The sequence below is a fragment of the Candidatus Binataceae bacterium genome, assembly GCA_035508495.1.
In the GTDB taxonomy this organism is placed as follows: domain Bacteria; phylum Desulfobacterota; class Binatia; order Binatales; family Binataceae; genus JASHPB01.
On record DATJMX010000030.1, the window covers coordinates 104354 to 128569 of the forward strand.

General features: G+C 61.4%; 22 protein-coding genes. 8 read left to right on the plus strand and 14 right to left on the minus strand.

What is annotated here, in order from left to right:
* Positions 1-13 precede the first annotated feature (13 nt).
* Entirely contained in the window at positions 14-574 is a 561-nt protein-coding gene (locus VMA09_10545; protein ID HUA34033.1) for a class I SAM-dependent methyltransferase, read from the plus strand.
* Positions 575-648: 74 nt separating this feature from the next.
* On the opposite strand, the gene VMA09_10550 is transcribed toward VMA09_10545, so the two are convergent.
* The gene (locus tag VMA09_10550) at positions 649-1785 is read right to left on the minus strand and encodes an LLM class flavin-dependent oxidoreductase (protein ID HUA34034.1); all 1137 of its coding nucleotides are present in this window, start codon (positions 1783-1785) and stop codon (positions 649-651) included.
* A 244-nt stretch (positions 1786-2029) separates the two neighbouring features.
* On the opposite strand from VMA09_10550, the gene VMA09_10555 reads away from it, so the two are divergent.
* The 3 genes from VMA09_10555 to VMA09_10565 are packed head-to-tail and all read left to right on the plus strand — an operon-like array spanning position 2030 to position 8883.
* Positions 2030-5353 (plus strand): transglutaminase family protein, encoded by a 3324-nt coding sequence (locus VMA09_10555; GenBank protein ID HUA34035.1) that lies wholly within the window; start codon positions 2030-2032, stop codon positions 5351-5353.
* Positions 5354-5410: 57 nt separating this feature from the next.
* A complete protein-coding gene (locus VMA09_10560) occupies positions 5411-7993 on the plus strand; it encodes a circularly permuted type 2 ATP-grasp protein (GenBank protein ID HUA34036.1) in 2583 nt (860 codons plus the stop codon).
* Between the two features lie 8 nt (positions 7994-8001).
* Entirely contained in the window at positions 8002-8883 is an 882-nt protein-coding gene (locus tag VMA09_10565; protein HUA34037.1) for a transglutaminase family protein, read from the plus strand.
* 301 nt (positions 8884-9184) lie between these two features.
* Here the strand turns inward: VMA09_10565 and VMA09_10570 are convergent, their stop codons facing one another.
* From VMA09_10570 to VMA09_10580, 3 genes are all read right to left on the minus strand, one after another.
* Positions 9185-9619: a hypothetical protein gene (locus tag VMA09_10570; GenBank protein ID HUA34038.1), complete on the minus strand. Its 435-nt coding sequence runs from the start codon at positions 9617-9619 to the stop codon at positions 9185-9187.
* Positions 9620-9678: 59 nt separating this feature from the next.
* The gene (ppa, locus tag VMA09_10575) at positions 9679-10209 is read right to left on the minus strand and encodes an inorganic diphosphatase (protein HUA34039.1); all 531 of its coding nucleotides are present in this window, start codon (positions 10207-10209) and stop codon (positions 9679-9681) included.
* A gap of 95 nt (positions 10210-10304) precedes the next feature.
* Positions 10305-10757 (minus strand): FecR domain-containing protein, encoded by a 453-nt coding sequence (locus VMA09_10580; protein ID HUA34040.1) that lies wholly within the window; start codon positions 10755-10757, stop codon positions 10305-10307.
* Between the two features lie 178 nt (positions 10758-10935).
* Here VMA09_10580 and VMA09_10585 point away from each other — a divergent pair, with 178 nt between their 5' ends.
* The 3 genes from VMA09_10585 to VMA09_10595 all read left to right on the plus strand — a co-directional run bounded on the left by VMA09_10585 (position 10936) and on the right by VMA09_10595 (position 14099).
* Positions 10936-11634, plus strand: coding sequence for an enoyl-CoA hydratase/isomerase family protein (locus tag VMA09_10585; GenBank protein HUA34041.1), 699 nt, complete (start codon positions 10936-10938; stop codon positions 11632-11634).
* A 413-nt stretch (positions 11635-12047) separates the two neighbouring features.
* Positions 12048-13067 (plus strand): hypothetical protein, encoded by a 1020-nt coding sequence (locus VMA09_10590; GenBank protein HUA34042.1) that lies wholly within the window; start codon positions 12048-12050, stop codon positions 13065-13067.
* Between the two features lie 90 nt (positions 13068-13157).
* Positions 13158-14099 (plus strand): hypothetical protein, encoded by a 942-nt coding sequence (locus VMA09_10595; protein ID HUA34043.1) that lies wholly within the window; start codon positions 13158-13160, stop codon positions 14097-14099.
* 86 nt (positions 14100-14185) lie between these two features.
* Here VMA09_10595 and VMA09_10600 read toward each other — a convergent pair whose 3' ends face one another.
* The 5 genes from VMA09_10600 to VMA09_10620 form a co-directional block, all read right to left on the minus strand.
* Complete coding sequence (locus tag VMA09_10600) at positions 14186-15400, minus strand: amidohydrolase family protein (protein ID HUA34044.1); 1215 nt, start codon at positions 15398-15400, stop codon at positions 14186-14188.
* A gap of 208 nt (positions 15401-15608) precedes the next feature.
* Positions 15609-16697 (minus strand): aromatic ring-hydroxylating dioxygenase subunit alpha, encoded by a 1089-nt coding sequence (locus tag VMA09_10605; GenBank protein HUA34045.1) that lies wholly within the window; start codon positions 16695-16697, stop codon positions 15609-15611.
* A gap of 103 nt (positions 16698-16800) precedes the next feature.
* Positions 16801-17358 (minus strand): DsbA family protein, encoded by a 558-nt coding sequence (locus VMA09_10610; protein ID HUA34046.1) that lies wholly within the window; start codon positions 17356-17358, stop codon positions 16801-16803.
* 361 nt (positions 17359-17719) lie between these two features.
* Complete coding sequence (locus tag VMA09_10615) at positions 17720-20917, minus strand: efflux RND transporter permease subunit (GenBank protein HUA34047.1); 3198 nt, start codon at positions 20915-20917, stop codon at positions 17720-17722.
* Positions 20914-22002 carry an efflux RND transporter periplasmic adaptor subunit gene (locus VMA09_10620; protein ID HUA34048.1) on the minus strand — a complete coding sequence of 363 codons (1089 nt, stop codon included), beginning with the start codon at positions 22000-22002 and terminating at the stop codon, positions 20914-20916. Before VMA09_10620 ends, VMA09_10615 begins: the two co-directional genes overlap by 4 nt.
* Positions 22003-22309: 307 nt before the next feature.
* Here VMA09_10620 and VMA09_10625 point away from each other — a divergent pair, with 307 nt between their 5' ends.
* The gene (locus VMA09_10625; protein HUA34049.1) at positions 22310-22579 is read left to right on the plus strand and encodes a DUF2277 domain-containing protein; all 270 of its coding nucleotides are present in this window, start codon (positions 22310-22312) and stop codon (positions 22577-22579) included.
* Here VMA09_10625 and VMA09_10630 read toward each other — a convergent pair.
* From VMA09_10630 to VMA09_10650, 5 genes are all read right to left on the minus strand, one after another.
* Complete coding sequence (locus tag VMA09_10630; protein HUA34050.1) at positions 22576-22908, minus strand: hypothetical protein; 333 nt, start codon at positions 22906-22908, stop codon at positions 22576-22578. The two genes, VMA09_10625 and VMA09_10630, sit on opposite strands and share 4 nt — an antisense overlap.
* Positions 22909-23148 (minus strand): hypothetical protein, encoded by a 240-nt coding sequence (locus VMA09_10635; protein HUA34051.1) that lies wholly within the window; start codon positions 23146-23148, stop codon positions 22909-22911. It abuts the gene before it with no gap.
* 10 nt (positions 23149-23158) lie between these two features.
* Positions 23159-23596 carry a hypothetical protein gene (locus VMA09_10640; protein HUA34052.1) on the minus strand — a complete coding sequence of 146 codons (438 nt, stop codon included), beginning with the start codon at positions 23594-23596 and terminating at the stop codon, positions 23159-23161.
* Positions 23593-23841, minus strand: a complete 249-nt coding sequence (locus tag VMA09_10645; protein ID HUA34053.1) for a hypothetical protein — start codon at positions 23839-23841, stop codon at positions 23593-23595. The genes VMA09_10640 and VMA09_10645 overlap by 4 nt, the downstream gene beginning before the upstream one ends.
* Positions 23838-24216 (minus strand): 2Fe-2S iron-sulfur cluster-binding protein (locus VMA09_10650; protein HUA34054.1); only part of this gene is annotated, 379 nt, incomplete at its 5' end. The genes VMA09_10650 and VMA09_10645, both read right to left, overlap by 4 nt.

The window sequence follows — 24216 nt, forward strand, 5'->3', positions numbered from 1 at the left end:
GCGAGCAGAAACGCTGCTCGGATTACAGTTGATGCCGGGAATGAGCGTCGGCGAAATCGGTGCGGGCAACGGCCGCATGACGGTCGCAGTGGCCAGGCAGGTTGGCCCGGGCGGGCACGTCTATTCGACCGAGATCGAGCCGAAGAAACTCGCCCGCATCCGCAAGCGCGTCGAGCGCGCCAATCTCGATAATGTCAGCGTGATCAAAGCGAGCGTCACCGACACCAACCTGCCGCGCGACTGCTGCGATGTGATTTTCATGACCGGTGTCTACCATCACTTCACCCGCCCGATCGAAACCGACGCGAGCATCTACGATTCGCTGCGTCCCGGCGGAGTGCTCGCGATTCAGGACTTTCGGCCGTCGTGGTGGCTCGCGCCGTGGAAGCCCAAGGGGGTGCCCTCCAACCGCGGCGGCCACGGCATCCCGGAGAATGTACTCATCGACGAGCTAACCGCCGCCGGTTTCCACGAAACTCGTTTCACCGACGCGTGTCCGAGCAGTCTTTTCCTTCATTACTATTGCGTGGTTTTCAGTAAGCCGGCTTCACGATCTGCGAGCGGCGCACGCTGAATTGCTTTCGATCGCAAAAAAGGAAGGGGCGGAGATTTGCTCTCCGCCCCTCGTCGCGATTGATCGAATTCAGATTAGCGTGCGGCGGCTGCTGCGGCTTCGATCTGGATCACCTTGCTGCGGGTGGATAGCTTCGGCATCACGTGCTTGCCGATCAGGTCGATCGTCTGCATCACCTTTTCATGCGGCAGCGCAGCGACCTGAACCAGCATCAGGAGCAGATCGACGCCGGCCGATTCGTACATCTTTGCTACTTTGAGGCAGTCCTCGGGATCGCCGACCATCACGGCGCCCGCCTCGATGCGCTTTTCCAAATCGGCGTGCGACATGCGATAGTCGCCGAGCGCGACCGCCTGCTCGGCCATCTTCTTGTAGTACTCGTAGCCCTTGACCTCGCGATTGGCGAACGGCGTGAAGAGCTCGGCGCCCTTGCGGGTCGTGAAGTCGATCGCTTCCTTGCCAAGCCCGATCGCTTCCTCGCGCGTCGGTGCGCATACGCAGACCGTCGCGGCCGCGGTCCGATCGTTGATGAAGGAGCCGACCGGCTCGCAGCTCTTGAGCGCGTTCTTGTACTTCTTAACGAGGCCGTCGAGGATGCCGGGCTCTGAGATGCCGAAGCCGAGCGCGCCGATGCCGCGGTGACCGGCCGCTTCCCACGTCGTGGGCTGAGTGGCCGCGACCCAAATCGGAGGATGCGGTTTCTGCACCGGCTTCGGAATCACCTCGCGCTCTGGCATCTTGAAGTATTTGCCGTCCCACGAGAATTTTTCCTGCGTCCACATTTTCGGAATGGCCGCGATCGCTTCTTCCCACATCGGCTTGGAATCTTCGGGATGCACCTGGAAGCCGTCGAGCTCTGCTTCGGTGATCGAGCGGCCCGAGCCGAACTCGACGCGCCCGTTCGACATGATATCGAGCACGGCGATTCGTTCCGCGATCCGCGCAGGATGGTTGAATGGGATCGGCAGCAGGCAGACGCCATGGCCGAGGCGAATCTGCTTCGTTACCTGGCTGAGCGCGCCGTACCAGACCTCGGGCGCCGACGAGTACGACCATTCGTTGAGAAAATGATGCTCAACTGTCCACACCGAGTGGTAGCCGAGGCGATCCGCCAGTTTCACTTGCTCGGTCGCCTGATGGTAGATGTCCCACATGAAGCCGTCGTAGTGCGGACGGCTTCGCTGAAGCTCGTATTGCAGCGCGAATTCCATTGGCAAGATTCCTTCCCGCGAGCGTGCGGCGCGTTGGTAAATGCTCGTTTACCTGATGCTCGTGAGCGTAGTGAACGGCTGTTTACTTGTCAATCCGACAATGCCCGCGCTTAGCGAGCGACGCGTTTGCTTGGTGCGACCCTCTCTGTTGCCATGACTCTGCAATATTGATTCGTTCATTGCGCAGGGTGCGGTCGAGTCGCGATCGTTGTCGTATCGCTCGCCGCGAAGTTCATCAGCAGTTATGTCGATCCGAGTCGCGCTACACCATAAGACCGAGTACCAGTACGATCGTCTTGTCACGCTGTCGCCGCAGGTGATTCGGCTGCGGCCCGCGCCGCATTGCCGCACGCCAATTGTTGCGTATTCGCTGAAGATCGAGCCGCGCGGTCATTTCATCAACTGGCTGCAGGACCCGCAGAGCAACTATCTCGCGCGCGCCGTGTTTCCCGAGCTCGTCGATCACTTTTCGGTCGAGGTCGATCTCGTTGCCGAAATCGCGGTTATCAATCCGTTCGATTTTTTCCTCGAGCCGTACGCCGAAAAGATCCCGTTTAAGTATGCGCCGGAGCTGCGCAAGGAGCTCGCGCCGTATCTCGAAACGCACGAGGTCGGTCCGAAGCTGCGCGCGCTCCTCAAGGGGATCGATCTCACCCCGCTGCGCAGTGTTGATTTCCTGGTCCACCTGAATCAGCAGCTCCAGGAACTAATCGGCTACGTGATCCGCCTCGAACCGGGAATCCAGACTCCCGAGGAAACGCTCACGCTCAAAACCGGATCGTGCCGCGACAGCGCGTGGCTGATGGTCGAGATTCTGCGCAAACTCGGCCTCGCCGCGCGATTCGTCTCCGGCTACCTGATCCAGCTCAAGCCCGACGTGAAGCCGCTCGAAGGCCCGGAGGGACCCGGCAGGGACTTCACCGACCTTCACGCCTGGACGGAGATTTACCTTCCCGGCGCGGGATGGATCGGCCTCGATCCGACTTCGGGACTGTTCGCGGGCGAGGGACATATCCCGCTCGCCGCGAGTCCCGATCCATCGTCGGCCGCGCCTGTCACGGGTGCCGTCGGCCCGTGCCAGGTCGAGTTCAACCATGAGATGTCGGTGACGCGGATTCACGAGGATCCGCGCGTCACCTTGCCGTATACGGATGAGCAGTGGAGCCGTATCGAGGCGCTTGGCTACCAGGTCGATCGCGAGATCAGCGCCGGCGACATCCGGCTCACGATGGGCGGCGAGCCGACCTTCGTTTCGATCGACGACATGGACGGCGCCGAATGGAACATCGCCGCCCTCGGTCCCGACAAGCGCCGGCTGAGCGAGCAATTGCTGCGCCGCCTGCATAAGCGCTTCGCTCCCGGCGGTCTGCTGCACTACGGCCAGGGCAAATGGTATCCCGGCGAGCCGCTGCCGCGATGGGCGCTGAGCTGCTACTGGCGCAAGGACGGCGTGCCGATGTGGCGCGACGACCAGCTTATCGCGCGCGCCGAAGTTCCGTCGTCATTCGGTCCGATCGACGCGCAGCGCTTTTCCGAGACCCTCGCCGTTCGGCTCGGCGTCGATCCCGGCTACGCCAACCCGGCCTTCGAGGACCCGCTCTACTATCTGCAACGCGAGCGTCAACTGCCTGTCAACGTTGATCCAATTGACAACCATCTCGAGGATGCCGGCGAGCGCGAGCGCGTGCGCCGCGTGTTTGAGCGCGGTCTGAACGAGCCCGTCGGCTTCGTGCTGCCGTTGCAGCGCGGATGGGGCAAGAGTGGACCGGAGTGGCAGACGGGAATCTGGATGCTCCGCGGGCAGCATCTTTTTCTCACACCGGGCGATTCTCCGGTCGGGCTCAGGCTGCCGATGCCGAGTCTGCCATGGGTCAGCACGACGGACGCGCAGGGCTTCTTCACCGTCGATCCGATGGCGATACATACGCCGCTGCCCGTGCCGCAGCGAATCTCGCCGGCCGATCCTGCCCTGCAATCGCGCCGCGGCGGGGAGCGCGATCGCAAGCCGAAGTCCGGCGAATCCGCGCCGTGGGTGGTGCGGACTGCGCTCTGCGTCGAGCCGCGGGGCGGCCGTCTGCACGTATTCATGCCGCCGGTGACGAGCACCGAGGACTATCTCGATCTGCTCGCGGCGATCGAGGACACCGCGGCGCATCTCAAGACGCCGGTGGTGATCGAAGGCTACACGCCCCCGCCCGACTACCGCATCAATCGTCTGTCCGTCACACCCGACCCGGGCGTGATCGAGGTCAACGTCCATCCCTCGCACAACTGGAAAGAACTCGTCGATGTAACCACGACGCTCTACGATGATGCGCGCCAATGCAGGCTCGGCACTGAGAAGTTCATGCTCGACGGGCGGCATACGGGAACCGGCGGCGGCAATCATTTCGCGCTCGGCGGTGCGACCCCCGGTGACAGTCCGTTCCTGCGACGTCCCGATTTGCTGCGCAGCATGATTGGCTATTGGCTGAATCATCCCGCGCTGTCGTATCTGTTCTCGGGGATGTTCATTGGGCCGACCAGCCAGGCGCCGCGAATCGATGAGGGGCGCGCTGACAATCTCTACGAACTTGAAATCGCCTTCGGGCAGATTCCGAATCCGGGCGGACATTATTGTCCGCCGTGGCTGGTGGACCGGATATTCAGACACATCCTGGTCGATCTCACCGGCAATACTCATCGCACGGAGTTCTGCATCGACAAACTATATTCGCCCGACTCGACGACGGGACGCCTCGGACTCCTCGAGATGCGCGGCTTCGAGATGCCGCCGCATGCGCGTATGAGCCTGACGCAGCAACTGCTCGTGCGCGCCTGCGTCGCCTGGTTCTGGCGCGAGCCGTACCTGCGCGCGCCGATAGAATGGGGCACGCAGCTTCACGATCGCTTCATGCTGCCGTACTTCGTGGCCGCGGATTTTCGCGAGGTGCTCGACGATCTGCGCCGTGCCGGTTACGCATTCGATCCCGATTGGTTCGCGCCTCATTTCGAGTTTCGATATCCCACTTATGGCCGCGTCAACTATTCGGGAGTGAGTATTGAACTGAGACAGGCAACTGAGCCGTGGTACGTGCTGGGCGAGGAGCCGGCCGGCGGCGCCACGGCGCGTTTCGTCGATTCATCGGTAGAGCGCTTGCAGGTAAAGATCGACGGCTTCACCGGCGATCGTCTGATCGTGACCTGCAACGGGCGCCGCGTGCCGCTGCATTCAACGGGAGTGCGTGGGGAGTGGGTGGCAGGCGTGCGCTATCGAGCGTGGCAGCCGCCGTCGTGCTTGCATCCGACGATTCCAGTACACACTCCGCTGGTGTTCGATCTCTACGACACCTGGAGCGGACGCTCCGTGGGCGGATGCGCCTATCATGTCGCGCATCCGGGTGGTCTCAGCTATGAAACCTTCCCTGTCAACGCCAACGCGGCCGAAACGCGTCGTGCCACGCGTTTCTTGCCGTTCGGGCACACGCCCGGTCCGATTCCACCGCCGCCGCATGAGTTTAATCCGCAGTTCCCGACCACCCTTGATCTAAGGCGAACGCTTTCCATTTCAAGCAACGGCGGCTACTAGAACACTGCATTTCTGGGTTATAAGGCTTCGAGCGGCGCAAAGTCGTACGATATTTTCATGGCTCGCGGAATAGAGGACGGGGAGATGAACGGGGCGGAGGCCGCCGTAGCGCAGAATCTCGCCGCCGCGTGGGGATATCAATCGAGCGCGAGTTTCCACGATGAGATGCTCACGGCCGAAGGCCAGGTGCGGCCGCATTGGCGCGGGCTCACCGAGTCGGTCGCCATGATGGGCGCGGCGGGCCTCGCGCGCCGCTGGCAGGAAGGCCGCCGCCTGCTGCACGACAACGGGGTTACCTACAACGTCTATGGCGATCCGCGCAGTACCGACAGGCCGTGGCCGCTCGATCCCCTGCCGCTGGTGATCGACGAACGCGAATGGGCCGCGATCGATGCCGCGATGGTTCAGCGTGCGACGCTGCTCAATGCGATGCTGGCGGATTTCTACGGCCCGCAGAATCTGCTGCGCGAGAATCTTTTCCCGCCCGAGCTGGTTTTTCGCAGCCCGGGATTCCTGCGCGCGTGCTGCAACGTCAACGTTCCCGAAAATATCTACCTGCACAATTACTCTGCCGATCTCGCGCGCTCGCCCGACGGCAAATGGTGGGTGATTGCCGATCGCACGCAGGCGCCATCGGGCGCGGGCTATGCACTCGAGAACCGGCTAGTTTCGCAGCGGGTGCTGCCTGACGTTTTCGGTGCCAGCCACGTGCGCCGGCTGGCGGATTATTTCCAGGCCTTTCGCGAGACGCTGCGCAGCCTGGTCCCGCGCCATCGCGATAACCCGCGTATCGTGCTGCTCACTCCTGGTCCATACAACGAAACTTATTTTGAGCACGCGTTTCTTGCGCGCTACCTCGGCTACACGCTGGTCGAAGGTGGCGACCTGACGGTCCGCGACAACTGCGTATTCCTGAAGACACTTGGCGGGCTTCTGCCGGTCGATCTGATCATGCGGCGGCAGGACGACAGCTTCTGCGATCCGCTCGAGCTGCGCGAGGATTCCGTGCTCGGCGTGCCCGGCCTCGTCCAGGCGGTGCGGCTCGGCAACGTCGCGGTAGTCAACGCGCTCGGCTCGGGATTGCTGGAATCGGCAGCATCGGCCGCGTTTCTGCCGAGCCTCTGCCGGCATCTCCTGGGCGAAGAGCTGAAGATGCCGACGGTTGCGACGTGGTGGTGCGGACAGGAGAAGCCGCTCGCCTATGTCACGGAGAATATTTCGCGCCTCGTGATCAAGCCGACGTTTCTCGGCGCGCGCCGCGAATCGATCTTCGGCGCCAAGCTCACCGCCAAGGCGCGGGAGCGACTCGCCGAGCGAATCCGCCGCACGCCACGCAACTACGTCGCGCAGGAGCAGGTGTCGCTTTCCACTGTGCCGGTGTGGGAAGAGGGCGGTCACCTCGCGCCGCGCCATCTGGTGCTCCGCGTTTACGTCACCGCGAGCGAAGGCTCGTACATCGTGATGCCCGGCGGGCTCACGCGCATGACCGCGGGCCTCGATTCGCTGGTCGCGTCGATGCAGCACGGCGGCGGCAGCAAGGATACCTGGGTGCTGTCGAGCGGCCCGACGCCGCAGACCACGCTGCTGACGAGCGCGTCGACATCGGTTGAAGTGAATCGGGCGACGTTCGATCTGCCGAGCCGTGTCGCTGACAATCTGTTTTGGCTCGGCCGTTACGTCGAGCGGGTCGACTCGGCGGTGCGCATCGCGCGCGCGATTTTGTCGCGGCTGCAGGAATCCGATCCGGCGAGCGCGGCCGGTCTCGAAGCAGGGGTGCGCATTTTGTGCTCACTCGGGCATCTGCCGCAAAAGCTGCTCGCCTCGACAAATGGCGGAGCGGCCAACGGGCGTGAGACGGCGCTCGAGCGCGAGATGCTCGCGATGATCTACGACTCGGAGGAGAAGACCAGCCTCGGCTGGACGCTCGAGCAATTGCGCCGTGTCGCATGGCTCCTGCGCGATCGCTTTTCGGCCGATGCGTGGCGCGTGCTGAATCGGTTCGATCAGCAGTTCAGCGCGCCGCCGCAAGCCGATCCGCTGAGGATGGCCAGCGCGCGCAGCCTGCTCGACGACGCGATCATGACGCTCAGCGCGTTCGGCGGTCTCGCGATGGAAAGCATGACGCGCGGCGACGGCTGGCGCTTTCTCGATATCGGCCGCCGGCTCGAGCGCGCGCTGCAAGTGGTCGAGATACTCCGCAGCGGACTCAGTCTCGGCGGCGACGAAGATTCGGGCGAGCTGCAGGCGCTGCTTGAAATAGCAGACAGCTCGCTGACGTATCGCTCGCGCTACCTCACTTCGATGCAGGCCGACCTGGTGCTCGACTTGCTGCTGCTCGACGAAGCCAACCCTCGTTCAGCGGCGTTCCAGCTCGCGCGGCTGCGCGAGCACGTCGAGGAGCTGCCCAAGCAGAGCCTTCGTGCGCATCGCTCGGCGGAATGGCGAGTCGTGGTGCCGATGCTCACGGCGGTGCAGCTCGGCGACGCGTCCGAGCTGATTCGGCAGAGCGAAGACGGCGAGCGGAGCGCAATTGACAACTTGCTAGGCGGAGTTGGCAACGGGTTGAAACTGCTTTCGGAAACGATCGCGCGCGATTACTTCGACCATTCGATCGCGTCGCGGCAACTGCCCGCATCCTAGCTTCGACGATGATCCTGCGCGCGATTCACACCACCACCTACACCTACAGCGAGACGGTCGCGCTGTGCCACACCGAAGTGCGCCTGGCGCCGCGCAGCGATCACGGCCAGTCGTTGATTGAGCATGAGCTGACGATCGAGCCGCGTCCGGATTCGTCGGTTGCGCGCACCGATTACTTCGGCAATCCGGTGACTGCGTTCATCATCGATCAGCCGCACGAGACTTTGCGGATCACCGCGTCGAGCCTGGTTGAAACCGGTGCGGGACAGGCGATTCATCCGGGGCTGACGCCGCCGTGGGAGCAGGTGCGCGAGGCGATCGCGCGTCACGACAGCGCCGACACCTTCGAAGCCTACCAGTTTGTGCTCGATTCGCCGCGCGTGCCGCCGACTCCGGAATTCAGGGCGTACGCCGAACAATCGTTCACCCAGGCGCGGCCGATTCTCGAATGCGCGGTGGACCTTTGCCATCGAATTTTCACCGATTTCAAGTACGACCAGGATGCGACGACGGTGACGACGCCCGTGACCGAGGCGATGCGCTCGCGGCACGGCGTATGCCAGGACTATTCGCACGTGATGATCGCGTGCCTGCGCGCGCTCGGACTGCCGGCGCGTTATGTGAGCGGGTACCTTCGCACGGGCGACAACGCGATCGGCGCGCATGCCTCGCACGCGTGGCTATCGATCTTTTGCCCGGGCTTCGGCTGGCTCGACATCGATCCGACCAACGACGTGCTGCCCTCGACCCGCCACGTGACGCTCGCTTGGGGCCGCGATTACTCAGACGTGCCGCCGGTAAAGGGCGTGGCGCTCGGCGGCGGCGATCAAACGATCGACGTGGATGTCCGCGTGACGCCGCCGGAGCTGGTCAGAATGACTGTCGAATAATGGGCGCCGCGCCGCTCCGGCGAAAGAGATTCCATGGGATGCTTCGTTTACGTTCTCGGTAATTTGGATAAGGACGGCCATCGAACCTACGTCGGCTGGACAACCGATCTGGACCGGCGCCTCGCGCGGCACAATGCCGGTACCGGCGCGCGCTCAACTCGCGGGCGCGTGTGGTTCTTGCTCTATGCGGAGCAGTACGCGACGCGAGGTGAAGCGATGAGCCGCGAGTGGCACCTGAAACGCGATCGGCGTCTGCGCCAACGGCTGGTGCGATGCTGGCATACCTTGCCTGGCAGACAGGCTACGGCGCGGTCGTGGCCCCGATGAAGTGGACGGCGGTGCCGGCGCATTCGAAGTAGCCGTTTTCGGTGTAGGGTTCGTAGGTTGGCGAGTCATCGTCGGGGATGAACCAGATCGTCGTGTTGACGAGGGCGTTCACCTGGTCGCCGTATTTGCGATAGGCCGCGGTCTTGAGGCCGTCGCCATGGACGGTCTGGCCGCTGGTCGAGTTCGGGCGATTGAAGCAGTAGCCCTCGATCGGTCCGAGCAGCGTGTAGTCGGACGCGCCTTTGACCTTGGCGCCCGAAACCACTTCGATCTTCTTGACGGCCGCGCTTACCGCGTCCTGTTGCTGCTGGAGTTGCGTTACGTCCTGCTTGACGTCGTGCTCGTCCTGCTTTACGTCGGTGCATCCGGCGAGCGCGAAGACGAGCGCAATCAGTAATAGTTTTTTCATCCGCATCACCCGACGCTCTGCGTAGCTGAGGGGTGTGCCGAACGCAATATGGAATCGGATCAGTGCGGTTTGAAGCGTTCGATCGCTTTGGTGATGAGCTCGCGCGCTGCCTCGCGATTTACCCATCCGCTGACTTTCACCCATTTGCCGCGCTCGAGGTCCTTGTAGTGGCGGAAGAAATGCTCGATCTGATCGCGCATGATCGGCGGCAGATCGGTGTAGTTGCCGACGCGATCGTAATAGGGATTGAGCGCATCGAGCGGCACGGCGAGGATTTTCTCGTCGATGCCGTTTTCGTCTTCCATTAGCAGCGCGCCGATCGGACGGCATCTGATGACCGCGCCGGGCGCGACCGGCACCTGCGACAGCGCCATGCAATCGCAGGGGTCGCCGTCCTCAGACAGTGTGTTCGGGATAAACCCGTAGTTAGCGGGATAGAACATCGCGGTATGAAGGAAGCGGCTGACGAAGAGCGCGCCCGAGACCTTGTCGAGCTCGTACTTGACCGGCACCCCGCCTTGCGGGATCTCGATCAGTACGTTGATGTCGTCGGGTGGATTGGTGCCGGGCGGAATCTTGGTCACATCCATGCGATGAACGCCTCGCTGCTGGTCCGAAAGTAGAGCATGCGAGGTCGCTCAACGCCATCATGTCGCGCCGCGATCAGAACCGCGCCGCGCTCAGCTCAGTGAACGTATGAGGGCGCGGGCCCGACGACGTTGGCGTTCGCGGAGTCGATCTGCAGCCGTCGCGTCGGCGTGCCGGCAACGTCAGGGACGTTGGCGTGAACGCGGCCCTTGATCAGCTTTACCCGTGAGATTACGGCATTGCCGTTGACCATCGTGCTGTCTTCGATTTCAGCGATGCTCGATTCGGTGATCGAGAGCGTGCTGCCGTCGGCCATGTAGATGCCGACGTCGGCGCCCGGTCCGGTCGTGATCGTGTCGTGCAGCATCACCGGTTCGTTGGTGGTGATCGGCGTCGCGGCCGGTCCACGCTGCAGCAACGCATTGCCGCTGACCAGAGTGATCGTGCCGACCGAACCTGCCGAGGCGAGCGCAGGCAACGTCGAGGCCATGACGAGTGCGGTGACAGCGAAAGCCGCGATTGCGAAGCGGCGGAAATTGAGTTGGATCATTCGCGCTTCTCCTGAGGTCTATTGTAGCCTGAGCGTACTTCATCACAAGAACTCTCGCGATAGAGAGATTTACGCTCCGAAAGCGGGTCGAAGCGTGCATCACCATCGCGACCGGTGCGGCGACGACATCGACAGGCTTGAATGCGATAATGCGGCGGACCTCGAGGACCAGAATCCGATGAGCGAAAATTTTCTCTTCGAACAAGATGGACCGATCGCGACGATCACGTTCAACCGCCCCGACCGGCGCAACTGTCTCAACGCGGAAGTGATCCTCGAGTTCGAGCGGCTCGTGCAAAATGTTCGCGACGATCGCACCGTGCGCGTGTTGATCGTCACTGGAGCGGGCAACACCTTCTGCGCTGGCGCCGATACATCGCCGCTCAAGGGCGTCACCGATCCGCGCGAGCAGCGGAAGATCTTCAACCAGACTGCGGGCGGCAAGTGGCCGCGGCTCATCGGGCGCGTTTTCGATGTGCTGTCAAATCTCGACCAGGTGACGATCGGCGCGATTAACGGACACGCCGTAGGCGGCGGATGGTCGTTCGCGCTCGCATTCGATTTCGCGATCGCGGTCGAGGAGGCCGAGTTCTGGGTGCCCGAGGTTGACCTCGATGTGCCGTTTCGCGGCCTGCCGGCGATTGTGCTTTCGCATCGCCTTGGCCCGTGGCGCGCCAAAGAGGCAATCCTGATGTGCCGGCATTATAGCGCTTCGGAGCTCCTTCTGATGGGTGTCTTAAACAAAGTGGTTCGGAAGCAAGACCTGATGGCATCGGTGCGCGAGATGGCCGAAACGATGGCCAGGAAGCCAGCCGGTGCGGTTGCTGCCTCGAAACGCGGTATAAACTCGGTGTTTTTTGGCCAGCGCCCATTTTAGCAAGATTCCGCTATGAAGCTGATTTTTTCCTTTTCTACGCCGGGGCGCATATCGCGCAAATCTTAAGTTTTGCTAAGTTCTGACGTGCTACAAGGCGTATTTTCTCGCAGTTGCTAACGCTAGCCAAAGATGGCCAGCGCTGGTTCACGTCAAAGTTTAACATTCCAACTCACGTTTCGTTCCCTTGTGTTTAGCTGGCGGCGATGGTAGTTCAGATTGGGCTAGATAAAGGTCATTTGAAGTAGGCATTCTCGGGCATTGGATTGGCGATGCGACCCCAGAGCCGTGCGGCGCGTGCCGAAACCAAGCACAAAGGGGATGCGCGCGTTAGGGAAACTGAAAGCCAAGATGTTCCGCAATCGAGCCAGAGCCGCGTGCGGACAAGAGCGAATCTTCAAGGAGGATCTTCCAAGATGATTAGGGGCCAGCAAAACAAGTCAGTTCGCTGGATCGCTGGCGCGATGCTCGCGATGGGAATCGCATTCGCGAATGCCAGCAGCGCCAAGGCCGCGCCAATCATAATTCCGGTCACGAAATGCGGAACGACGATCTCGAAAGCAGGGTTTTACCAGGTGACGCAGAACCTGAGCTCGACTCAGGCGCCCGGCAAGGACTGCATCGACATTTCCGCGTCGAACGTGATCCTGGACATCCTCAGCAACGGCGAATCGTTGTGCAGCGGCCGTCTTATCAAAGGAGACAGCACTACGAAGAGCCCAGTCGGCATCCACATCCTGTCGAGCGCCAAGAACGTATTCATCCAAGGGCAGAACTCGAACATCGCTGGCTGGGAAACCGGTATTGAGGACGATGGTTCAAACGCGATAGCTGACGATTTCAACGTGACGAACAACGTCAACGTCGGTCTGCTGTTGAAGGGGGTAACGGGAAGCTCATTCTCGAACTTCTTCTCCGGTATCCTTCAGGATACCAGCGGCGCTGACTGTTTTCCCGTCGGCATCCAAGGCCCCCAGTTCTACGGTGTCGAATTCCAAAACACGACCGGCTCCCAGATTTTCAATGCTATTTCCGCAGGCAATGGGATTTACGGTGTATGGAGTACCGGCTCGAGCAGCAACCGAATCTCGCTGGTGAACTCCGGACCGGCCACCGGCGGCGTTCAGGCCGCGAGCTTCTGGTTCGGCTGCAATAGCAAACCAAATCCAAGCGCGAGCTGCAGCCCGCATGGCAAGAGCAACCTCGTGTACGACGATACCACCACGGTTTTGACCTCGACTGGACAGTTTATTAATGGCGGCGGGCAGTTTGGATTCGTGTTCGAAAAGGGCGAGACCGGTTACATCGTGACCGATAATGCCGCGGCGAATAATTTCATCGACATGTATGCGATCGGCGACTCAACCTGCACTGCGAACAGTTACTTCTTCAACTTCGCAGGCTTCGCGGTTCCGAGCTGTATCAACAAGCAGTAAGGGGATCCAAACACGAAACCATGAGGGCCGGCAGTGCTTGATTCCCGGCTCATATCGCGAGGGGACGGTTCACAAAGAGGAGCATCGAAGATGAACAAACTGCACCAGCTTAACACGGCGATCGCGAGCCGTTCGATCAAGATCGCGATGCTCGCGCTGGGCATCGCAGTCGGAGCAGCGGGCAGCGCCGCGGCCTTGCCCAACCCGCCGATCACGGCATGCGGCCAGACGATTTCGACCTCCGGCTATTATCAGGTAAAAGGCAACCTGACCGCATCGGGCACTTGCATCACGGTTGCAGCGTCAAACGTGACGATCGACATACTCAATACCGCGAGCAGCGATCCTTGCAACAACACTACTATCTCGGGCAGCAAATTGAGTGGATCGGCGGGTATTCACATCGAGCCCAAGGTTAAGAATACGTTCATCCAGGGTGAGAACTCGGTCATCACGAACTTCGACTACGGAATCGAAGACGAGGGCACCAACTCGTCGGGCGATGACATCAACCTGAGCAACAATCTTACCGCGGGCATAGCGTTGTTGGGCACCGGTGGATCGTTCTCCAACTTTTTCTCCGGAGCGTTGCAGCATTCGAGCGGCGGAAATTGTTCGCTTCCGCCACCACAGGAGTTCGGCGTGTATTTAGATGGTGGGAGCGGCTCACAGATCTTCAATGGAATCACTGCCGGAAACGACTACGGTGTCTTTGAATCCGGCTCGACTGGTTCAACTGTCGCGTTGATGCTTAGCGGATCTAACATTGCGGATGGCTATCAGTTCAACGGCGGATCGAAGAATTACATCTATGACGATCTAGCCGGTACCGATTCATTCATCCCGTTGAGCGGAAACGACGGTTTCGGCATCAACATTATTAGCGATACAAATGATCTCATCACCGATAATACCGCGGGTGGCAACACCGACTACGATATCAACGCGGCCGGCGACTCGACTTGCACCAGCAACACTTACTGGTTCAACTTCGCGGACATGCCGAGCACGCCATGTATTAACTCTAAGTAGGCGTCGAACCATAGAAGCAGAACGGCCGGAGCTGATTGCCAGCTCCGGCCGTTTTCATTTAAGCCAGTTGGAGTCTGATGATTTCGTCAGGCGGCGACCTGCGCGTAGCGCCGCACTTCGAGATTGAACATCCGCGCCGCGTTGAGGCCCAGGATCTTCGCCCGCGTCTCCTCGCTGAGCGAGCCCATTTGACGCTCGATTGCCTCGGCGGAATGGGGCCACGATCCTTCATGATGCGGATAGTCGTTGGCCCACAGGAAATTGCCCGTGAGATTGTACTTCTCGGCGAGGTCCAGCCCGGGCTGGTCTTCCTGGAATGACGCGAAGCCGTTGGAGCGGAAATATTCGCTCGGCAGCTTCTTCAGCTTCGGGAATGACCACATGTGATGCTTCACGTAAGCCTCGTCCATCGCATGCAGCGCCCATGGCACCCATCCGATCCCGGCCTCGATCGAGCCGAAGCGCAGTTTCGGATAGCGCTCGATCACGCCCGAGGCGCACAGGTTCGCAACCGGCTCGATCGTCGGCGCCAGCGAATGCGATACGTAGTTGATAACCGCGCCGCCGTCCTTGCGCGCCGCGCGCGGGTCGCGTCCGGTCGAAACGTGGAATGTGATCGCGAGATCGTGCGCCTGCAGCAGTTCCCACATCGGATCGAACATCCCGAAGTTGTAATTCGGATGCCGCGCGTCGTGCGCGCCGAAGATCGGCTTGCACGGCAGCGTCACGCCTTTGAAGCCCAGCTTCGCGACCCGCTTGATCTCCGCGAGCGTGCCTTCGAGGTCGCCCGTCGCGAGGCACGCCATCGGCACCATCCGCGGGCTGTACTGGATATACGCCTCCGCCGCCCAGTTGTTGTAAACCACGCACTGGGCATGTGCGAATTGCGGGTCAGGCGTCGCCCACATCTGAAGTCCCTTGTTGGGAAAGATAATCTCGTAATCGACGCCGTCGCGGTCGAGGTCGCGCAGCCGCTCGGCAGGATCGGCGCCCGCCTTGTTGCGGATTCCGTCCTCGCCCTGCAGGTTGCTGTCGAGCAGGCGCGAGCGCGCCCAGCCCTCGGAGATCGCCCACCTCACGCCGTTTTCATCGATCTCGATCCGCGGCAGGCGGTCGGCATACTTCTTCTCGAGGTGTTCCTTCCAGATGTTAGCGGGTTCATTGGCGTGGGTGTCGGCGGACACCATGAAATACTTGTTGGCGTCGCTGGCATGCGCGGTCCGGCTCCATCCTGAATGGCCGGGAGTATTGAGCCGCCACCGATTCGGCTCGTCGATATTCTGTGTCGATTCGTGTTCCATCGGCATCCTCCGATCTGCCCGTTGCACAAGCGCTTTTGTGGCAGTCTTGCGCGATCCTAGTGCGGAACTCGGCCCGCCGTCTAGTCCGCAAGGACTAAGAACAGAAAAAAGAATAACCACAAAGGCCACAAAGGCACGAAGCGAAGCGGCGCTGCGCCACTTCGCAAGATTTTCCTCCTTAGTGCCCTTCGTGCCTTAGCTTGGTGTCTTAGTGGTGATCTTTTTCCGCTTCCGCCGCGACGAATCGGTGCACGAGTTTTTGGAAGTGCTGGATGCCGCCTTCGCGCGAGAGCATCAGGTGTCCCCGCTCGACGGCGCCCGAGCGATGCCCGCGCTGCACCGACTCGCACAGAATAATGTCCTCGCGCTGGACGAGGTCTGAGAACTCGACGTACTCGCGGATGTGCTCTTCGGTCGCGTCCTCGGCGAAGTAGTAATCCACTGTCTCGCGCGTATGCCCCGGGTCGATTGGCCATACGCACAGCACCTGCATCGCGCCCGGATTCGTCGATAGCGAAAGCATCGCGGTTGGCCATAGCGTCGCGTAGCCGACGCCTTCATCGCGCGCGTGAATCAGCGGCGCATTGTACGTCGAGAAGAACTCGTTCGTCGTATCGGCGCTGTACGCGTCAGTATCGATGACCGAGGAAAACTTCGGATGCGCGATCGGACAGTGATAACACTCGTTGAAATTCTCGATGATGATCTTCCAGTTCGACGCGAGTTGGTATTCGTCGCGCCGCACCATCCGGACTTTGTTCACATCGAGAGCCGCGCGCGCGACGAACGAAGGCAGCTTACCTAGATAGCTCGCAAGCGGAAGCGCCGCGGGGTCAGGATTCACGAAGATGAACGGCCCCCAGGTGTCGATCGAAAACGAGATGAGCGAGAGCGCGCTCTTGTCGAAACTCAACTGCTCGCCCGAGCGCGGCGCCGCGCGCAGTGTGCCGTCGAGGTTGTAAGTCCAGCCGTGGTAATGACACTGCATCGTCTTGCGATTGCCGCTGCATCCGAGAACGACTTCGCTCCCGCGATGGCGGCAGACGTTGGCGAACGCGCGCAAGCGCCTGTCATCGTTACGCACAACGATCACCGGGATGTCGCCGAGCGTGACCGTGAAGAAGTCGCCCGGCTCGGGCACTTGTCCGCTATGCCCCACGTATTGCCAGAATTTACCAAAGATACGCTGCTTCTCGGCTTCGAAGATCGCGGCGTCGGTGTACCACGAAGCGGGCAGGGTAAGCCCTCGCTCCAGACCCGCGCCGACAGTGCGATCGATTTCAATGCTCGTTGCCATACTCACTCTCCGAAAGAAAAAATATCACCACAAAGGCACGAAGGTCACAAAGGACAAACTGCTTCGAGCGGCGCTGCGCCGCTTCGCTTGGGCCCTTAGTGCCTTACTGGTTAGTCTGCCGCTGCTTCGATGCGCCCGCGATTGTCGATTTGATTTCCGGGACGGTGAGGCCGCCGGTGTATACGCGACCGTTGATTATTAGTGTTGGCGTGCCCGACAGGCCGAGCGCGTCGCCCGTGTCGATGTCGGACTCGACGACGCCCTGGTATTTCCGCTCCGCAAGGCATTGCCGGAAATTGCTGGGATCGAGTCCGAGGCGATCGGCGAGGTCTAACAGGTTGCCTGCGCCAAGCCCCTCGCGCCCGCTCATCAGCGCATCGTGATACGGCCAGAACTGATGCTGCTCACCGGCACATCGCGCGGCGATTGCGGCAATGAGCGCGTGGGAATGTGCAGGGAGCGGGAAATCAAACCAGACGAGTCTGAGCTTATCGCCATAGCCCTTGCGCAGTTCGATAAGCGTCGGTTCGAGCCGTCGGCAATTCGGGCATTCGAAATCCGAGAACTCGACGATCGTGAACGGCGCATTTGACGGTCCGATGGCGGGATGATTGTCGCCTGAAAGATCAAGTTCGACCGGCTGATCAGCCGACAACGCCAAAGAGGCGCACGCCAATATCAACGCCAAACCAAGCACCGTCGCACGAATCATGGGAACGTCGATGATACGCCTGAACCACGCCGCGAAACCACGAAAGAGGAACGGGCGCCCGCTCCAGTTGAGATGCGTTTAAATGGAAGGCTCAGTGCGCGGCTGCGACTTCGGCCAGCAGTAACTGTGTGCGAAGGATTGGACTCAGGGCGTGCAGTTCATTGATTGGAAGATTGTGGAACTGCGCATCTTTCAGCACCTGCTTGATCTCGGTCGCGAGCGGATCGCGGATTCCATGCAGACTCGTGACCTCAATCGAAGATCACGAGTCACGCGCCGATCTCGGTTCGGCGACGATACGGGTGTGCTGTTACGAAGCCAACCGCGAGGCCGCTTCCTTGGGGCGCGCTTCTTGCGCCATCTCTGGAAGCTCGCGGCCCGCTGACACGTACTCGCGGCCCTCGCGCCAGGCCTGGAAACGCTCCTGGAACGCTTCCATGTAGGTATAGAAAACGGGCGTGATGTAGAGCGTGAGGAACTGCGAAAAGAAGAGGCCTCCGACGACCGCGATTCCGAGCGGGCGGCGCGACTCCGCGCCCGCGCCCATGCCGAGTGCGATCGGTATCGTGCCCATGAGCGCCGCCATCGTCGTCATCATGATCGGCCGAAAGCGGATGATACAGCCCTCGAAGATTGCATCGGCCGGCGCTTTGCCTTCGCTGCGCTGCGCGTCGAGCGCGAAGTCAATCATCATGATCGCGTTCTTCTTCACGAGGCCGACCAGCATGATGATTCCGACAAAGGCGAAGAGATCGAGCTCCATGGTGAAGGCGGGATTGAAGATCTGACCAATCTTGCCGACCAGCCACAATGTCACCAGCGCGCCCAGACCGGCTGACGGCAAGCCCGAAAGAATCGTGATCGGATGGATGAAGCTCTCGTACAGAATTCCGAGCACCATGTAGATGACGAGGATCGTCATCAGCAGCAACATCCCGAGGTTCGACGATGACGATTGGAACGCCTGCGCCGTGCCCTGGAAACTGGTGGTGATCGAATCGGGCAAGGTGTCTTCGGTGACGCGATGTACTTCCTTGATCGCCTGACCGAGCGACACGCCGGGCGCGGTGTCGAACGAAATCGTGGCCGAGGGCAACTGCCCGAGATGATTTATCGACAGCGGCCCGAGCGAGCGCGTGAACTTGACCAGGGTATCGAGCGGGACGAGGTCGCCGGTCTTCACCGATCGCACGTAGAGCAGTGAAAGCGTCGCCGGGTCGTCCTGGTATTGCGGCTCGACCTCCATGATTACCCAGTACTCGTTGGTCGGCGCATAGATGGTCGAGACCTGGCGCGCACCGTACGCATTGTTGAGCGCGTCTTCGATCTCCTGCGCGGTGACACCGAGGCTGTGCGCCTTATCGCGATCGATCTCGATCGTCACCTGCGGATTCTGCACCTGCAGATCGCTGTTGACGCCGCGCAAATCCTTCAACTGCCGCAACTTCGATTCGAGCAGCGGGGCATACTTGTAGAGCGTCGTCGTGTCGGGGCACTGCAGTGTTAGCTGATACATCGAGCGCGTGAACTCCGCGCCAATTCGAATCGGCGGCGGATTCTGCAGGAACACCATCATGCCCGGCACACTGTTGAGCTTGGGGCGCCATTGGTTGATGAGCTGATCGACGCTGTACTTTCGCTCCGAGCGCGGCTTCAGATGGGTGAAGATGATTCCGGTGTTCGACGCGCCGCCAGGTCCGCCCGAGCCGACGCTCACGAAGTAGCTGCGAACCGAGGGATCATCTTTGATCATATCGGCGACGGCGAGCTGATGCTTCACCATCGAATCGAACGAGATTCCCTGCTGGGCGAGGGTGAAGATGATGAGGTCGCCATTGTCCTCGCTCGGGATGAAGCCCTTCGGCATCACCACGAACATCCAGATCGTCGCGACGACGAGCAGGCCGGAAAAGATCATCGTCGCGCGCCGGCGCCGCATCACCCACGAGAGGCTGCGCTGGTAGTAGTCGAGCATCGCGTCAAAGCCGCGCTCGGTTATCTGGTAGAGGCGGCCGTGACGCTCACTGCCGGGAGGACGCAGGAACCGCGAACACAGCATCGGAGTGAGCGTCAGCGAGACGAAACCGGAGACGAGGATCGCAGCGCCGATCGTCACGGCGAACTCGTGCAGTAGGCGGCCAAGGATCCCGCCCATGAACAGTACCGGGATAAACACGGCCGCCAGCGAGAAGGTCATCGACAGGATTGTGAAACCGATCTCGTTCGCGCCGTCGAGCGCCGCCGTGAGCGCGTCCTTGCCCATTTCCATGTGACGCACGATGTTCTCGAGCATCACGATCGCGTCGTCGACGACGAAACCCACCGCCAGCGTGATCGCCATCAGCGACAGATTGTCGAGCGAGTAGTTCAGCACCCACATCACGGCGAAGGTGCCGACAATCGAAAGCGGCAGCGCGAGACTCGGGATCACCGTCGCCGAGAGATTGCGCAGGAAAAGGAAGATGACGAGCACGACGAGCGCGACCGTGAGCAGCAACGTGAACTGCACGTCATTGACGCTCGCGCGAACCGTCTCGGCGCGGTCGCCCAGCGAGTCGATATGCAGCGACGCCGGAACCTCGCTGCGAAATTGTGGCAGCAGCGCCAGTACGCGCGTGACGACCTCGACCGTGTTGGTCCCCGGCTGACGCTGGACCGCGAGCACCACTGACGGCTCGCCATCGGCCCAGCCCGCGGTCTTGTCGTCCTGCACGCTGTCGAGCACGCGCCCGATATCGTCGAGCCGCACGGGCGCGCCGTTGCGATACGCTACGACGAGCGGGCGGTACGCCGCGGCGTTCGTGAGCTGGCCCTTGGTCTGCACGGTGAACTGCTGATGGGCGCCGTAGAGCGTGCCGGTCGGCATATCGACGTTGGCCTTCTGAATCGCATCGGCGACCTCGTCGATACCGATCCCGCGCGAGGCCAGCTCCTTGGGATCGACCTGCACCCGCACGGCATATTTCTGCGAGCCGTACACCTGCACCTGTGCCACGCCGCTGACCATCGAAATTCGCTCGGCCAGGTTGGTCTCCGCGTACTCGTCGACCTGCGAGATCGGCATGGTTTTCGAGCTCAGCGAGAGATAGAGCACCGGCTGATCAGCGGGGTTTACCTTGCGATAGGTCGGTGGCGAAGGCATCCCAACCGGCAGTTGTGAGAGCGTCGCCGTAATCGCCGCCTGCACATCCTGCGCGGCCGCATCGATATTGCGCGAAAGGTTGAACTGCAGCGTGATGTTCGTCGAGCTCTGCTCGCTGGTCGAGCTCATCGAGTCGAGTCCGGCGATCGTCGAGAACTCCTTTTCGAGCGGCGTCGCCACCGAAGAGGCCATCGTTTCGGGGCTGGCGCCGGGCAGGCTCGCTTCGACGACGATCGTCGGGAAATCGACGTTGGGCAGGTTGTTCACCGGCAGATAGCGGTAGGCCATGATGCCGAACAGCAGGATGCTGAGCGACAGCAGCGTCGTCATCACCGGGCGGCGGATGAAGGTCTCGGCAAAACTCACGACGCAACTCCGTTCGAGCTGCCAAGCCCGCTCTTTATCACGACGCTCGCGCCCGGCATCAGCTTCAGTTGGCCGTCGGTCACGACCATCTCGCCGGCTTTGACGCCGCGCTCGACCACGGTTTCGCCATTGGCCGAAGTGCCGATGACGACCGGCCGTATCGTAACCTTCATCGCATGGTCGATGACGAAGACGTAGGAGCCGTCCTGCCCGGTCTGGATCGCCTGCGACGGCACGACGACTGTGTTCGGCTGCTCGCTCAGCACGAGCGTCGCATCGACGAACTCACCCGGCCACAGGCGGCCGTCGGTGTTGGTGAAGGTGCCTTTCAGGTTGATGGTTCCGGTGGTGCGGTCGACAGTGTTGTCGATAAAGCTCAGCTCGCCGGTCTCCGGCGTCTGCTGCTGATTGGGCAGCGAAACCGAAACCGGCAGCTTGCGCTCTGAGATGTACTCGCGAACCTCGGGCAGTTTCTGCTCCGGTATCGCGAAGTCAACGTAGACCGGTCGCACCTGGTTGATCACGACCATCGGATTGTCTTCGTTCGCCTTGATCACGTTGCCGGCGTGAACCAGCAGATCGCCGGTGCGGCCGTCGATTGGCGACCGAATTTGCGTGTAGGCGAGATTCAGTTTAGCCGTTTCGACCGCGGCCTTGTCCGCCGCCACGGCGGCATCGGCCGCACCGGAATCCGCGACAGCCTGATCGTATTGTTGGCGCGATCCGACGCCCTGCTTGAGCAGGAACGAGTAGCGCTGCGAGTCAGCGTCGGCCTTTTTCGCCTGCGCGACGTCGCGCGCCAGGTTGGCCTCAGCCTGAAGGAGTGCGGCCTGGAACGGCCGCGGATCGATCGTGAACAGGAGCTCGCCCTGCTTCACGTCCTGACCCTGTTTGAAGTTCACCTCGGTGATTTGCCCTGCAACCTGCGACTTGACGTTGACGGTCGAGAACGCCTCGACGCGGCCGATCGCTTGAACCTGGTTGGCGACGGTTTTCTCGACCGCTTTCGCCGCCAGAACTGCTACCGCCTCGCGTCCGAACGCGTGCTCGTCGGCCTCGTGCGAGCATGCCGTGGCGATCAGCATTGCTGCGAGTACGAGAGCAACTACGCCTGGGCGTGAGAACCGTAAACCGCTTGTCAACCGACGCTTCAAGTCGAGGACGCCTTTCCACCATCGGCGCGCGTCGCGCCATGAAGAGCTAACCGCGGACACTTACCGAAGTTACGCGATCAGCGGGACACCAATGAGCAGAAGGATACTATCAGGAGCGGAAACGCCATAATAACCCTTGGGATAGGCTGCGATTCGGGCTCCAGGAGCGGCCCTGGAGCGAGTCGGACGGGCGCAGGCGTGCTACTATCGGGCTACTCGGCCAAGCGAGGACGCGAGCATGTGCAGAAATATCAAGCCGCTTTTCAATTTCGAGCCGCCCGTGACCGACGACGAGATCCACGCCGCGTCGCTGCAGTTCGTGCGCAAGATCACCGGCTTCAACAAGCCGTCGAAAGCCAATGAGCATTCGTTCGAGCACGCCGTCGAGGACATCGCGGCGATCGCGGCGCAACTGTTGAGCTCGCTGCAGACGACGGCGCCTTCGCGCAATCGCGAGGAAGAGGCCGCGAAGGCCAAGGCGCGCGCCGCGGAAAGATTCGGCGCCTAATGCTGATGCGCCTGCAGGGCCGGATGATTCGCCGGTAGCATGCACAGTTCATCGCTGCCAATCAGCAGCGCGCGATTGAATCGCGCGCGCAGATTCTCCAGCCCAATTTCCGCGGTCAGCTCGACAATCTGGCGATCGTCGAAATGACGCCGCAGCTCCTCGAACACCTCGTCGGGAACATCGACCGAGGTCTGCGACATCTCTTCCGCGTACCGCAAGGCTGCGCGCTCGCGCGGCGTGAAGAGCGGGTTCTCGACGTAGTCTGCGATCGCGGCGAGCTTTTCCGCACTTATACCTGCCTGGCTGCCACCGGCAGCGTTGATGTCCATTCAGAAGGGGCAACCGATGAGCTGCGCCGCGCGCAGGCACACCAGTCGCTTGATCGATGCATCGACGATCTTCGATGACTCGAGCGCATTCATAAACAGCGAGTAAAACCAGGTAATGCCGGGCAGGTGAGCCCATACGCGATACGGCGTGAGCATCTTGCCAAAGTGCCGCTTCATCGTCGCCGCGAGCGGTTTCAGGATGAACGGAAATTGATTGTCTTCGAGTCCCTGAATTCGCATGACTTCCTCGCTAGGCCGCACGTAGTGTGCGCGCTGTAGGCTCAGCAGTTGGGCGATAGAGCATGATCGCAAGCGCGATTAGCGCCAGCGTCGGAATGTAGATACCAACTACCTCAGTTGCGGCCGCGTTCCATGTGAGGAGACCCTCGGCATGCGACCACAGGTGGAGCGCGGCGTGCATCGTGCTCGCGATCGCGGCGACTACCACAGCGATTGCATTGCGAAACGGATCGATAGCCGCGGCGATGAGTCCGACTCCAACGCCAAGGAAGAAGGTGCCGCTGTCCATCACGAGATGCATGTTGTAGGGCCCCGTCTCAGGCACGCCTGGCACGAGCTTGAAGAACCACGCCGACGGGAAAAAGAACATCGCGATACCGTTGACGAAGATGATCGCGGCGAGAATCCACAGCAGTGAAGTCATCCATCCGGGCGCGGTTCGATTCATCGGACTCTCCTCGTGATCGTGCGCGTCTCTGGCCGGCGAGGCCACAGGTGCGTCGGAATTGAGATCGACAGCGAAAATATCGTGGCGAGCAGGATCGCGATCGTGGCAACGCGCCCGGCGCTCGCGACGTTGCATAACCAGAGCGCGAGGCCCACGGGAATCGCGACCAGCGCGAACTCGGTAAGCGTCACGCCCAGCGTGATAAAGAAGCTCGTCAGCCGAAATTTGATCGGCCACGAAGTCATCGCTGATTGCTCTCCGCTATCGGCAGCTCGCCGCAGAGGGGAAATACCGGCTCCACTTCGACTGGCCCTTCGACTCGTGCCTGGCAGGCCAGGCGCGTGCGTGAGCTCATCGACAGATGGTACCTGAGCGACAGCTTTTCTTTTGTGCTTATCGGCGTGAGGTTGTCTGCGCCAGCCGCGACCGTCACGCGGCAAGTGCCGCAGAGCGTGCGGGCGCCGCATACGTGCATCAAGCGATGACCATTCTTCATGGCGGCGCCGAGCAGCGTGCTGCCGCGGCGCGCTTCGATCTTGTGCCCATCGAATTCGATGGGCACGGCGTCAGGTCGCGATGCGACCTGACCGAGGCGCTCCGCGAAGCGCTCGCGGAGCGCA

What these genes read in the sequence shown, in the direction of transcription:
- VMA09_10635 (HUA34051.1), bottom strand. Translation starts at nt 23,148, where the DNA reads ATGCGAATTCAGGGACTCGAAGACAATCAATTTCCGTTCATCCTGAAA.
- ppa (HUA34039.1), bottom strand. Translation starts at nt 10,209, where the DNA reads ATGGATGTGACCAAGATTCCGCCCGGCACCAATCCACCCGACGACATC.
- VMA09_10625 (HUA34049.1), top strand. Translation starts at nt 22,310, where the DNA reads ATGTGCAGAAATATCAAGCCGCTTTTCAATTTCGAGCCGCCCGTGACC.
- VMA09_10570 (HUA34038.1), bottom strand. Translation starts at nt 9,619, where the DNA reads ATGAAAAAACTATTACTGATTGCGCTCGTCTTCGCGCTCGCCGGATGC.
- VMA09_10630 (HUA34050.1), bottom strand. Translation starts at nt 22,908, where the DNA reads ATGGACATCAACGCTGCCGGTGGCAGCCAGGCAGGTATAAGTGCGGAA.
- VMA09_10600 (HUA34044.1), bottom strand. Translation starts at nt 15,400, where the DNA reads ATGGAACACGAATCGACACAGAATATCGACGAGCCGAATCGGTGGCGG.
- VMA09_10555 (HUA34035.1), top strand. Translation starts at nt 2,030, where the DNA reads ATGTCGATCCGAGTCGCGCTACACCATAAGACCGAGTACCAGTACGAT.
- VMA09_10640 (HUA34052.1), bottom strand. Translation starts at nt 23,596, where the DNA reads ATGAATCGAACCGCGCCCGGATGGATGACTTCACTGCTGTGGATTCTC.
- VMA09_10645 (HUA34053.1), bottom strand. Translation starts at nt 23,841, where the DNA reads ATGACTTCGTGGCCGATCAAATTTCGGCTGACGAGCTTCTTTATCACG.
- VMA09_10585 (HUA34041.1), top strand. Translation starts at nt 10,936, where the DNA reads ATGAGCGAAAATTTTCTCTTCGAACAAGATGGACCGATCGCGACGATC.
- VMA09_10550 (HUA34034.1), bottom strand. Translation starts at nt 1,785, where the DNA reads ATGGAATTCGCGCTGCAATACGAGCTTCAGCGAAGCCGTCCGCACTAC.
- VMA09_10565 (HUA34037.1), top strand. Translation starts at nt 8,002, where the DNA reads ATGATCCTGCGCGCGATTCACACCACCACCTACACCTACAGCGAGACG.
- VMA09_10605 (HUA34045.1), bottom strand. Translation starts at nt 16,697, where the DNA reads ATGGCAACGAGCATTGAAATCGATCGCACTGTCGGCGCGGGTCTGGAG.
- VMA09_10560 (HUA34036.1), top strand. Translation starts at nt 5,411, where the DNA reads ATGGCTCGCGGAATAGAGGACGGGGAGATGAACGGGGCGGAGGCCGCC.
- VMA09_10595 (HUA34043.1), top strand. Translation starts at nt 13,158, where the DNA reads ATGAACAAACTGCACCAGCTTAACACGGCGATCGCGAGCCGTTCGATC.
- VMA09_10620 (HUA34048.1), bottom strand. Translation starts at nt 22,002, where the DNA reads ATGCTGATCGCCACGGCATGCTCGCACGAGGCCGACGAGCACGCGTTC.
- VMA09_10580 (HUA34040.1), bottom strand. Translation starts at nt 10,757, where the DNA reads ATGATCCAACTCAATTTCCGCCGCTTCGCAATCGCGGCTTTCGCTGTC.
- VMA09_10590 (HUA34042.1), top strand. Translation starts at nt 12,048, where the DNA reads ATGATTAGGGGCCAGCAAAACAAGTCAGTTCGCTGGATCGCTGGCGCG.